The sequence below is a fragment of the Lysobacter sp. 2RAF19 genome (assembly GCF_052115395.1).
In the GTDB taxonomy this organism is placed as follows: domain Bacteria; phylum Pseudomonadota; class Gammaproteobacteria; order Xanthomonadales; family Xanthomonadaceae; genus Noviluteimonas.
The window spans coordinates 161,653-172,176 of the sequence record NZ_JBFRGO010000002.1 but is presented as its reverse complement, the minus strand read 5'-3'; the positions used below and the strand labels follow the sequence as shown (position 1 = coordinate 172,176).

Below are 10,524 nucleotides of genomic sequence, written 5' to 3'. Positions count from 1 at the left end.
CGCCGCCCGGGGCGGAACGTGACCGATGGCGCGGGGCGCTACTTGCTGCTGACGTACTTCTCGCGGCGGATCTGCGGCACCGGCAGGCCGGCGGCCTTCAGCGTCTCGAAGCAGGCATCGACCATGTTCGGATTGCCGCACAGGTAGGCGATGTCGGTGCCTGCGTCGGGCGCGAATTCCTGCAGGAACTGCTGCACGTAGCCGTGGCGCACGTCGGCGTGGGCCTGCGGCGAATCGGCCGCGGGCAGCTCGCGCGAGAAACAGGGCACGAAGCGGAAGTGTTCAGGATGCTTGCCGGCGAAGGCGCGGAACTCCTCGCCGTACAACAGCTCCACCGGCGTGCGCGCGCCGAACAGCAGGACCACCTTGATGCCGCGCTGCGCGATGAGCTGTTCGATCTGCGGCAGCATCGCGCGATAGGGCGTGACGCCGGTGCCCGTGCCGATCAGCAGGTAACGCTGGTTGGCGTCTGCGGGCATCAGGCAGAAGCGGCCATAGGGGCCGCTGGCATCGACCGTGCCCCCGATCTCGAGGCCTTCGAACAAGGCCGTCGCCGCACCGCCGGCCACGTAGCTGACCGCGATCTCCACCGCCTCGCCCGCGCCGAGCGCGTGGTCGTGGATGGTGGCCAGCGAATAGCTGCGCTTGGTCCCCGTGCCGTCGGCGTAATGGAAGTGCACTTGGACGAACTGGCCCGGGATGAAGTCCAGGGGTTGCCCGTCCTCGCGGACGAAGGACAGGTGCGCGACCGTCGGCGCCAGCATGCGGCGCGCGGTGAGCTTGAGCGGGAAGTGGATGATGGCCAAGGCGTGGGATTCTTTGTGCAACAGACCGTGGCGCCGGGCGCGACACGGGGCCGCCTATACTACCGGCTTCGCCGCGGCGCCTGCGGCGCGGCCCTCCTTCCTTCACGCTCCGGCGGCCTTCTTGATGTCCCCCGACGCAATGTCCCAAGCCACCGTGCCCGCCCTCAGCGTCCGCGAGCTTCGCAAGACTTACGACACCGGCGTGCAAGCCCTCAAGGGCGTCTCGCTGGACGTCCGCCCTGGCGATTTCTTCGCCCTGCTCGGCCCCAACGGCGCCGGCAAGTCCACGCTGATCGGCATCGTCAGCTCGCTGGTCAACAAGACCGCGGGCGAAGTGGAGATCTTCGGCGTCGACATCGCGCGCAACCGCAGCGAAGCGATGCGCCTGGTCGGCCTGGTGCCGCAGGAAATCAACTTCAACCTCTTCGAGAAGCCCTTCGACATCCTGTGCAACTACGCCGGGTTCTACGGGATCCCGCGCGAGGTGGCGATGGTGCGCGCCGAAGAGGAACTCAAGCGCGCGCAGTTGTGGGACAAGGCGCAGGTGATGTCGCGCACGCTCTCGGGCGGCATGAAGCGCCGCCTGATGATCTCGCGCGCGATGATGGTGCGCCCGCGCCTGTTGATCCTCGACGAGCCCACCGCCGGCGTCGACATCGAGATCCGCCGCGGCATGTGGAAGACGCTGCGCGAAATCAACGCCTCGGGCACGACGATCATCCTCACCACGCATTACCTCGAGGAAGCCGAGAATCTCTGCCGACACCTGGCGATCATCGACAAGGGCGTCATCGTCGAACAAGGCCCGATGAAGTCGCTGCTGGCCAAGCTCGACGTCGAAGGCTTCCTGTTCGACATCGACGGCAGCGTGCCGACGGAACTGCCGGAGATCGCGGGCACCCTGCTGGCGCGCGTGGACGACCACACCATCGATCTGGAAATGCCGCGCGCGATGGACCTCAACCGCGTCTTCGCCGCGCTCAACGATGCGGGCATCCGCGTGCGTTCGATGCGCACCAAGTCCAACCGCCTCGAAGAATTGTTCGTGCGCCTGACGTCGAAGGACACCAAGTGAACACCATCGTCGCCACGCAAGCGCCCACCTCCAACGCGCGCCGCAACTGGGTCGCGCTCGGCACCATCGTGCGCCGCGAAGTCACGCGCATCCTGCGCATCTGGGCGCAGACGCTGGTGCCGCCGGCGATCACGATGACGCTGTACTTCCTGATCTTCGGCGGCCTGATCGGTTCGCGCGTGGGCCCGATGGACGGCCTGAAGTACATGGAGTTCATCGTGCCGGGCCTGGTCATGATGAGCGTCATCCAGAACAGCTACGGCAACATCTCCTCTTCGTTCTTCGGCGCGAAATTCGGCCGCCACGTCGAAGAGTTGCTGGTCAGCCCGATGCCCAACTACGTGATCCTCGGCGGCTACGTCGCCGGCGCGGTGTTGCGCGGCTTGCTGGTCGGCGTGATCGTGCTGTGCATCTCGATGTTCTTCACGCCGGTGCGCATGCACCATCCGTTCGTGACGCTGACCACCGTGCTCCTCGGCGCGACGATCTTCTCCCTCGCCGGCTTCGTCAACGCGGTGTACGCGAAGAAGTTCGACGACATCGCGATCGTCCCCACCTTCATCCTCACCCCGCTGACGTACCTGGGCGGCGTGTTCTATTCGGTGAAGCTGCTGCCGGCGTGGGCCGAGACCGCCACGCATCTCAACCCCGTCTTCTACATGGTCAACGCATTCCGCTACGGGCTGCTCGGCGTGAGCGACGTGCCGGTGTGGGTCGCGTATTCGCTGATGCTCGGCTTCGTGGTCGTGCTGACGGCGATCGGCCTGTGGCTGCTCAAGCGCGGCGTGGGCCTGCGCAGCTAGGGCGCAGGCGGCAAGCGGAAGAACGCGTTCGCAGCGGCCGTCGTGGTGGCCGCGACAACCGCCACCGCTTCACCACGGTCGCGCGCGAGTTCCTCGACGATGTGCGCCAGGTACATCGGCTCGTTGCGCCGGTGCGAAGGCTGCGGTTTTACCGTGCGCGGCAGCAGGTAGGGCGCGTCGGTTTCGATCATCAGGCGGTGGGCGGGGATGCTCTTCACCAGCTCGCGCAGGTGCAGGCCGCGGCGTTCGTCGCACAGCCAGCCGGTGATGCCGATGGACCAGTCCTGGTCCAGGTAATCGAACAATTCCTCGCGCGTGCCGGTGAAGCAATGCACCACGCTCGGCCCGAGCCTGCCGTCGAACTGCTTCATGATCGCCATGAAGTCCCCATGCGCGTCGCGCTGGTGCAGGAACACCGGCTTGCCGGTGTCCACCGCGATCTGCAACTGCATTTCGAACGCGCGCCGTTGCGCCGGGCGCGGTGAGAAATCGCGGAAGTAATCCAGCCCGCACTCGCCGACGGCGACCACTTCGGGCAGCGCCTGCAACGCGCGCATTTCCGCATCGCACTCGGTGGTGTATTCGGTCGCGTGGTGCGGATGCACGCCCGCGGTGGCGAACAGCTCGCCCGGATGCGCACGCGCGAGTTCGGCCGCCCTGGGCGAATGCGCGCGGCTCGCGCCGGTGACGATCATCCGCCCCACCCCGGCATCGCGCGCGCGTTGCAGCACGGCGTCGCGGTCGTGGTCGAAGCTGTCGTGGGTCAGGTTGGCGCCGATGTCGATGAGCATGGCCGCAGTTTACCGGCCGGCACCGTAGACTTCCCGCGTGCGCGCCGACTTCCCCATCACCCCGTTGCTGCCGGAAATCCGCGCGAGCCTGGCCGCGCATCCACGGCTCGTGCTCGAAGCACCGCCGGGTGCGGGCAAGACCACGCAGGTGCCGCTCGCGCTGCTCGATGCGCCCTGGCTCGAGGGCCGCAGGATCGTGATGCTTGAACCGCGCCGCGTCGCCGCTCGCGCCGCCGCCGGGTTCATGGCGAAGCAACTGGGCGAAGCGCCGGGCGAAACCATCGGCTACCGCATCCGCTTCGAAAGCAGGATCTCCGCCCGCACGCGCGTGGAAGTCGTCACCGAAGGCATCCTCACGCGGATGCTGCAGGACGATCCGATGCTCGAAGGCGTCGGCGCACTGCTGTTCGACGAATTCCACGAGCGCCACCTCGCCGGCGATCTCGGGCTCGCATTGGCGCTCGACGTGCAGTCGGGATTGCGCGAAGACCTGCGCATCGTCGTGATGTCGGCGACGCTCGACGGCGAACGCCTCGCGCGCTTCCTCGATGCGCCGCGTCTTTCCAGTGCAGGCCGTGCGTATCCCGTCGACATCGCGCATTTCCCCGCGCGTCGCGACGAAGCGCTCGTGCCGCAAACGCGTCGCGCGATCGAACAGGCCGTCGCGCAACATCCCGGCGATGTCCTCGTCTTCCTGCCGGGACACCGCGAGATCGCACAGGTCGATGCGGCGATCTCGGGGAGCGAGGCCTTGCGCGACATCGAAGTGCTCGCCCTGCACGGCGAATTGCCCGTCGAACAACAAGCGCGCGTGCTGGCGCCCGGCGAACGTCGGCGCATCGTGCTGTCCACCAACGTCGCCGAATCCAGCGTCACGCTGCCCGGCGTGCGCATCGTGATCGACAGCGGCCTGGCGCGCGAACCGCGCTACGACCCGAACTCGGGCTTCGCGCGGCTCGACGTCGTCGCGATCGCGCAAGCCTCCGCCGACCAGCGTGCGGGCCGCGCGGGCCGCGTCGCCGAAGGTTGGGCGTATCGCCTCTGGCCGCAATCGCAGCGCCTGGAACCGCAACGCCTCCCCGAGATCGCACAGGTCGAACTGGCGGGGCTCGCGCTCGAACTGGCCGCATGGGGCAGCGACGCGCTCGCGTTCGTCGATGCACCGCCCGCCGGCGCACTCGGTGCCGCGCGCGATCTGTTGCGTCGCCTGGGCGCGCTCGACGGCGACGCGATCACGCCCCTCGGCCGCCGCATGCTTGCACTCGGCACGCATCCGCGCCTGGCGGCGATGCTCATCGCGCCGACGAGAGACGAAGACCGCGCACTCGCCTGCGATCTCGCGGCACTGATCGAAGCGCGCGATCCGCTGCGTACGCGCAGCGACGCACTCGCCGAACGTTGGCGCGCGCTCGCTGCCTTCCGCAGCGGCCACGATCCGGGCGGGAGTCGCGCGGGCTTCGCGGCGCTCGATGCCGCCGCGAAACAATGGCGTCGTCGATTGAAAGTCGACGCGCAACCGCCGCGTTCGATCGACGCGCATCGCCTCGGCGACCTGCTCGCGCACGCCTTCCCCGATCGCATCGCGCACCAACATCCGACGCAGCCGCGGCGCTACCAACTTGCGAACGGCCGCATGGCCACCCTGTTCGACGACAGCGCACTGTTCGGCGAACCGTGGATCGTCGCAAGCGAATTGCGCTATGAGGCGAAGGACGCGTTGCTGCTGCGTGGCGCACCCGTCGACGAAGTTGCGTTGCAGCGCGATTTCCCGAAACGCTTCGTCGAAGAAGACACCGTGCGCTGGGACGCGGCACGCCGCGCGCTCGTCGCGCAACGCGAGCGCCGGTTCGACGGGATCGTGCTCGAATCCAAACCCGCAGGCCGCGTCGATCCCGCGCAAGCCGCGCGCGCCCTCACCGACGCCGTGCGCGATCTCGGCCTCGATGCACTGCCGTGGAGCGAAACGCTGCAGCAATGGCGCGCGCGCGTCCGCGCCTTGCGCGAATGGGCGCCGGACGAAGGCTTTCCCGATTTGTCGGACGCTGCGCTTCTCGACACGCTCGATGCCTGGCTGCGCCCCGCGTTCGAAGGCAAGACGCGGCTGGATGCGCTTGATGCGGCCGAGCTTGGCGATGCCTTGCATCAGACCGTCGACTGGAACCTGCGCCGCCGCATCGATGCGCTCGCGCCCACGCGCATCACCGTTCCCTCGGGCATGGAGCGGCGCATCGAGTACGCCGTCGACGACCACGACGGCGTGCGGCCGCCCGTGCTCGCGGTGAAACTGCAGGAACTGTTCGGCCTGGCCGAAACGCCGCGCATCGTCGAGGGCCGCATACCGCTCACCTTGCACCTGCTTTCGCCCGGCGGCCGGCCGCTGCAGGTCACGCAGGACCTCAAGGGCTTCTGGGAACGCACCTATCCCGACGTACGCAAGGAAATGAAAGGCCGGTATCCGCGCCATCCCTGGCCCGACGATCCGTGGTCGGCCACCGCGACGCATCGCGCCAAGCCGCGCGGCACCTGAACGCGCCGGCCCGCGATCACATACGCTCAACGCAAGGCGCCGGAGACTGCCGAGCCTACGAACCGTTCCACGGGAGCCCGCACGATGAACACCAAGCTGATCGCACTGCCCGAACGCGCGATGGACCTCGCCGGCAAGCTGGGCGGCGAAGTGATGGAGTTCGTGCCACGCGCGGGCCAGTGGCTCGATGCCGGCGTCAAGATCGGTGCGGTGAAGACCGGCGGAAAGGTCGCGATGAAATTCGTGCGCCGCTATCCCATCGTCACGGTCGCGACCGTCGTCGGTGCCGGTGCGCTGTGGTACCTGGCCCGCAAGAAGGCCAAGCAAGCGCAGAACGGCGAAGACCGCGAGGCGATCGAAGGCACCGCGCGCCGCGTGCCGGCCAAGCGTGCGACCAAGCGCACCGCGCGCAAGAGCACGCGCGCCACGCAGGCCACGTCGGAATAAGGCGTCAGTCGAGGACGAGCGCGGCGGGCAGTTCGATCACGAACACCGCCCCGCCGCCGTCTCGATCCTCGTACCAGAGATCGCCGCCGGCATTGACGATGATCTGTCGCGCGAGCGACAAGCCCAGCCCGCTCGACAAGCCGTCTTCGCGCCCGCTCAAACGCATGAAGGGCTTGAACAGATCGCGACGCTTGTCCGGCGGCACGCCGCCACCGCGATCGAGTACGCGCAACTGCCAGTAACCGGCGTTGCTCGACTTGGCGACTTCCAGCGCGAGTTCATTGCCCTCGGCGGCGTACTTCATCGCGTTGGTGATCAGGTTCTCCGCGACCTGGCGCAGAACGCGCCGATCGATCGCCACGGTACCGCAGGGATCGGGCACCAACACCTTCAGGTGCATGCCGCGGCTTTCGAGTTGCAACTCGTAGCGCTGCGCCAACCATTCGATCGTTTCCTGCAACGCAGCCGGATGCGTGTGCGCTTCGCCACCGCTGGCAGCCGCGATGCGTTCCTGGCCTTCGAGATAGCGGCGGATGTAACCGATCGCGTCGTGCGCGCTCTCGTGGATCATCTGCAGGTAACGCGGAATGCGCTCGGGGCGGCAGCCGTCCTGCATGAGGATGTCGCTGGCGAACAGCACGCTGCTCAGCGGATTCTTGAGATCGTGCGCGACGAGGTTCACCAGCTCCTGGCGTTCGCGCGCCACGCGTTCCAGGCGATCGCGCGCCTGCTTCAGCGCCACGTGCGCACTCACGCGCGCAAGCAGTTCTTCGGGGATGAAGGGCTTGGTGACGTAGTCGACCGCGCCGCTGTCGAAGGCGCGCAGCAACAGTTCGCGATCCTGCGCGGCGGTGAGGAAGATCACCGGCATGTCCTGCAGCGACGGGTGGTGCCGCATCTGCGCGAGCAACTGGAACCCGTCCATCCCCGGCATGAGCATGTCGAGGAGCACCAGGTCGGGCGTGGCTTCGAGCGCATGTTCGAGCGCTTCGGGACCGGTGCCCGCCGGCACGACGTCATAACCGTTGCGCGACAACAGCGTGCTGACGACGCGCAAGTTGGCAGGTTGGTCGTCGACGACCAGGATCCGGCCAGCGGTTGGGGGAGTCGACTCTGGCATGCGCATCCTTCAGCCAGGTTGGGAACGAGATCCGTCTCGTTGCGAAACCTGAACGGGAGAGGGAACTTATCAGAAAGTCCGTGCGGTCGCTCCCAAAACAGCCGCTTGCGAGCTGAACAGTTCAGCCCCCGACTTCCTTCCACGCACCCGGCTCGAGCCCCTCGACCCGATGGTTTCCGATCCCCACCCTGACCAGACGTAACGTGGGAAGGCCAACAGCAGCGGTCATCCGGCGGACCTGGCGATTGCGACCTTCGGTGATCGCCAGTTCGATCCAGGCATCGGGCACCGTCTTGCGGAAACGCACCGGCGGATCGCGCGGCCAGAGCGCGGGCGGCGCGATGACGCGGACCTGCGCCGGCAGCGTCATGCCATCGTTCAACGCGACGCCCACGCGCAAGCGTTCGAGCGCCGCTTCGTCGGGCACGCCTTCGACCTGCGCCCAGTACGTCTTGGCCTGCTTGTGCCGCGGGTCGCTCAGGCGATGCGCGAGTGCGCCATCGTCGGTCAGCAACAGCAAGCCTTCGGAGTCGGCATCGAGCCGGCCGGCCGCGTAGACATCGGGCGGCAGGCCGAACCCGGCCAACGTCGGCCGAGGCGGCACGCTGCGATCGGTGAATTGCGACAAGACCCCGAAGGGCTTGTTGAACGCAATCAGTGTCATGTCGATCGACAGCCTGCCGCTCGGCCGTTTCGGATCAACCCGCCGGCTTCTTGAAGCGCAGCGTCATGCGATCGCTTTCGCCGATCGCCTGGTACTTCGCATCGTCGGCCTTGTCGTGCTGGTTGGTCGGCGGCAGCGTCCACACACCGTTCGGGTGATCGGTGGTGTCCTTGGGATTCGCGTTGACCTCGCTTTCGCCGTCGAGCACGAAGCCCGCGTCCTGCGCGTACTTCTTCACCAGTTCCTCGGTGAGGTAACCGGTCTTGATCTGCTTCTGCAGGTCGGTGCCCGGCTTGGCGCGATGGTCTTCGAAGCCCAGCGTGCCGCCCGGCTTGAGAACGGTGTAGAAGGCGCGGAAGTAATCGGCGGCGTTGCCGTCTTCCACCCAGTTGTGGGCATTGCGGAAGGTGAGCACGACGTCGGCCGAGTTCGCCGGGCCGAAATCAGGCTTCTTCGCGTCGAACAGACGCACTTCGGTCTTGTCGTACAACGCGGCGTTGCCCGCGATCTTCGCGCGCAACTGCTTGTTGAGGTCGTAGCGGTAGCTCGGCTGACCGGTGATCCCGTCGTCCCACACGGCGGCGACGTACTTGCCGTTGTCGCGCAGGTAAGGCGCGAGAAGTTCGGTCCACCAACCACCGCCCGGCGTGATTTCGATGACCGTCTGGTCGGGCTTGAGCAGGAAGAAGGAGAGCGTTTCCTTTGGATGGCGATAAGGGTCGCGCGCGACCCACTTCGGCGTGCGCCAATCGCCGGCGATCACGGTGTCGAGCGCGGCGCCCGTCGCGTTGCTCACCATCGAGGACGACGCGGCGGCGGAGGCCGAACCGTTGTCGGCCGATGTGGCGGCTGCGTCGGCGGTCGCCGCGGCGTTGTCGCCGCTGTTCGTCGATGCACACGCGGCGAGCAGGGAGAGCATCAGGCAGGCAACAAGGGGGCGAACGGCGAGCTTGCGATCCATCGAGGCGACTCCGTCTGAGGGGGCGTCAGGGTAACGCCGCTTGCCTCACGTTTGCGCGGCGCCGTCCTGGGTGGCGATGTAGCGGGCCGCCTCGTCGAGGACCCACGCGCGGAACTGCGCGAGCCCGCCATGCGAGCCCGAGCGCGGCGGGAATACCAGGTAGTGGCTGAAATCCGCCTTGAGCCGTTCGTCGAACAATTGGGTGAGGCGGCCGGCATCGATCAGCGGCCAGGCCAGCGTCAGCCGCCCGAGCACGATGCCCATGCCTTCGACCGCGGCGCGGTGCAGCGTCTCGGAGTCGTCGAAGTTCGCGACATAGCGCTTGGGCACCTGCCCGCCGAACCGCTTGAACCATTCGGTCCAGCGCCCGCCGGGCGCGCCGAGCAGGGGGAACTCGCCCAGCGTTTCGAGCGTCGGGCGACCGAGGCGTTCGATCAGTGCCGGGCTCGCCATCGGCGTGAGCCAGTCGTCGAACAGGTGCACCGCTTCCAGCCCCGGCCAATGCCCGGGGCCATAGCGCAGCCCGGCATCCAGTTCGGTGTCGCGTTCGAAATCCACCACGTTGATCGTCGACTGCAGGTGGATCTCCAACTGCGGATGCGCGGCGACGAAACGCGGCAGGCGCGGCACCAGCCAGCTCGTCGCGAACGACGGCATCAGCGTGAGGGTGAGCACGTCGTCGCGCCGCATGCCGAAGGGGCGCAGCGCGTGATCGATGGCATCCAGGTGGCCGGCGACGCGATCGAAGAGCCGCTGCCCGTCGGCCGTCAGCGTCACGCCGCGCGGATTGCGCACGAACAAACGCTGCCCGAGGCGCTCCTCGAGCCCGCGGATCTGGTGGCTCAGCGCGCTGATGGTCAGGTGCATCGACTCCGCCGCGCGCGACAGATTGCCCAGGCGCGCGGTGGCGACGAAGCCCTGGAGGGCGTGCAGCGGCGGCTTGCTCACGGCGGCTCCGACTTGAATGAAATCGAAGGCAAGTTGTCGAAACTTGCGATTTTCAGCGCCAGATCATGCGCCTATCTTTCATTCCACTCAATCACGGAGCACGGTCATGGGTCTGCAAACCACCCGCATCTACAAGGATCTGCTTTCGCTCCAGGGCCATCTGGTGGACGGCCCCGTCGAGGACGAAGTCAGCGGCCTGCGCCCGCGCCAGGCCGACACGCACCGCTCGCGCTGGTTCGAATCGTTCCTGCTGCTCGGCGGCCACGATCCGATCGATCCGCACCAGGCGAACGACGCGCTGGTCTCGCCGGAAAAGATCGGCATCTCCCACTGCTGATCCCGAAGGCCCCTCTCCCATCGGGAGGGGGGCCGTTTTTCGCGC

Annotated in this window: 11 protein-coding genes; 5 read left to right on the top strand and 6 right to left on the bottom strand. The window is 67.4% G+C overall.

What is annotated here, in order from left to right; all coding sequences use genetic code 11:
• Window positions 1-38 precede the first annotated feature (38 nt).
• Window positions 39-806, bottom strand: coding sequence for a ferredoxin--NADP reductase (locus tag AB4059_RS07615; protein ID WP_498978175.1), 768 nt, complete (start codon window positions 804-806; stop codon window positions 39-41).
• A gap of 139 nt (window positions 807-945) precedes the next feature.
• Here AB4059_RS07615 and AB4059_RS07610 point away from each other — a divergent pair, with 139 nt between their 5' ends.
• Together AB4059_RS07610 and AB4059_RS07605 are read left to right on the top strand one after the other, a co-directional pair.
• Window positions 946-1,881 carry an ABC transporter ATP-binding protein gene (locus AB4059_RS07610; RefSeq protein WP_498979034.1) on the top strand — a complete coding sequence of 312 codons (936 nt, stop codon included), beginning with the start codon at window positions 946-948 and terminating at the stop codon, window positions 1,879-1,881.
• The gene (locus AB4059_RS07605; protein WP_498978173.1) at window positions 1,878-2,684 is read left to right on the top strand and encodes an ABC transporter permease; all 807 of its coding nucleotides are present in this window, start codon (window positions 1,878-1,880) and stop codon (window positions 2,682-2,684) included. The genes AB4059_RS07610 and AB4059_RS07605 overlap by 4 nt, the downstream gene beginning before the upstream one ends.
• Here the strand turns inward: AB4059_RS07605 and AB4059_RS07600 are convergent.
• Entirely contained in the window at window positions 2,681-3,475 is a 795-nt protein-coding gene (locus AB4059_RS07600) for a TatD family hydrolase (protein ID WP_498978171.1), read from the bottom strand. The two genes, AB4059_RS07605 and AB4059_RS07600, sit on opposite strands and share 4 nt — an antisense overlap.
• A gap of 37 nt (window positions 3,476-3,512) precedes the next feature.
• Between AB4059_RS07600 and hrpB the strand changes: the two genes are divergently transcribed.
• Both hrpB and AB4059_RS07590 read left to right on the top strand, forming a co-directional pair.
• Window positions 3,513-6,002 (top strand): ATP-dependent helicase HrpB, encoded by a 2,490-nt coding sequence (hrpB, locus tag AB4059_RS07595; protein WP_498978169.1) that lies wholly within the window; start codon window positions 3,513-3,515, stop codon window positions 6,000-6,002.
• Between the two features lie 84 nt (window positions 6,003-6,086).
• The gene (locus AB4059_RS07590; protein ID WP_498978167.1) at window positions 6,087-6,449 is read left to right on the top strand and encodes a hypothetical protein; all 363 of its coding nucleotides are present in this window, start codon (window positions 6,087-6,089) and stop codon (window positions 6,447-6,449) included.
• A 4-nt stretch (window positions 6,450-6,453) separates the two neighbouring features.
• Here the strand turns inward: AB4059_RS07590 and AB4059_RS07585 are convergent, their stop codons facing one another.
• The 4 genes from AB4059_RS07585 to AB4059_RS07570 form a co-directional block, all read right to left on the bottom strand.
• Window positions 6,454-7,569, bottom strand: coding sequence for a hybrid sensor histidine kinase/response regulator (locus tag AB4059_RS07585; RefSeq protein WP_498978165.1), 1,116 nt, complete (start codon window positions 7,567-7,569; stop codon window positions 6,454-6,456).
• A gap of 121 nt (window positions 7,570-7,690) precedes the next feature.
• The gene (locus tag AB4059_RS07580; RefSeq protein ID WP_498978163.1) at window positions 7,691-8,233 is read right to left on the bottom strand and encodes a pseudouridine synthase; all 543 of its coding nucleotides are present in this window, start codon (window positions 8,231-8,233) and stop codon (window positions 7,691-7,693) included.
• Between the two features lie 34 nt (window positions 8,234-8,267).
• Window positions 8,268-9,152, bottom strand: coding sequence for a class I SAM-dependent methyltransferase (locus AB4059_RS07575; protein ID WP_498979033.1), 885 nt, complete (start codon window positions 9,150-9,152; stop codon window positions 8,268-8,270).
• Between the two features lie 87 nt (window positions 9,153-9,239).
• On the bottom strand, window positions 9,240-10,142 hold the full coding sequence (locus AB4059_RS07570) for a LysR substrate-binding domain-containing protein (RefSeq protein WP_498978161.1): 903 nt from the start codon (window positions 10,140-10,142) through the stop codon (window positions 9,240-9,242).
• A gap of 106 nt (window positions 10,143-10,248) precedes the next feature.
• Here AB4059_RS07570 and AB4059_RS07565 point away from each other — a divergent pair, with 106 nt between their 5' ends.
• Window positions 10,249-10,479, top strand: a complete 231-nt coding sequence (locus AB4059_RS07565) for a hypothetical protein (RefSeq protein ID WP_498978159.1) — start codon at window positions 10,249-10,251, stop codon at window positions 10,477-10,479.
• Window positions 10,480-10,524 lie beyond the last annotated feature (45 nt).

What these genes read in the sequence shown, in the direction of transcription:
- AB4059_RS07610 (WP_498979034.1), top strand. Translation starts at nt 946, where the DNA reads ATGTCCCAAGCCACCGTGCCCGCCCTCAGCGTCCGCGAGCTTCGCAAG.
- AB4059_RS07600 (WP_498978171.1), bottom strand. Translation starts at nt 3,475, where the DNA reads ATGCTCATCGACATCGGCGCCAACCTGACCCACGACAGCTTCGACCAC.
- AB4059_RS07590 (WP_498978167.1), top strand. Translation starts at nt 6,087, where the DNA reads ATGAACACCAAGCTGATCGCACTGCCCGAACGCGCGATGGACCTCGCC.
- AB4059_RS07585 (WP_498978165.1), bottom strand. Translation starts at nt 7,569, where the DNA reads ATGCCAGAGTCGACTCCCCCAACCGCTGGCCGGATCCTGGTCGTCGAC.
- AB4059_RS07580 (WP_498978163.1), bottom strand. Translation starts at nt 8,233, where the DNA reads ATGACACTGATTGCGTTCAACAAGCCCTTCGGGGTCTTGTCGCAATTC.
- AB4059_RS07575 (WP_498979033.1), bottom strand. Translation starts at nt 9,152, where the DNA reads ATGCTCTCCCTGCTCGCCGCGTGTGCATCGACGAACAGCGGCGACAAC.
- AB4059_RS07565 (WP_498978159.1), top strand. Translation starts at nt 10,249, where the DNA reads ATGGGTCTGCAAACCACCCGCATCTACAAGGATCTGCTTTCGCTCCAG.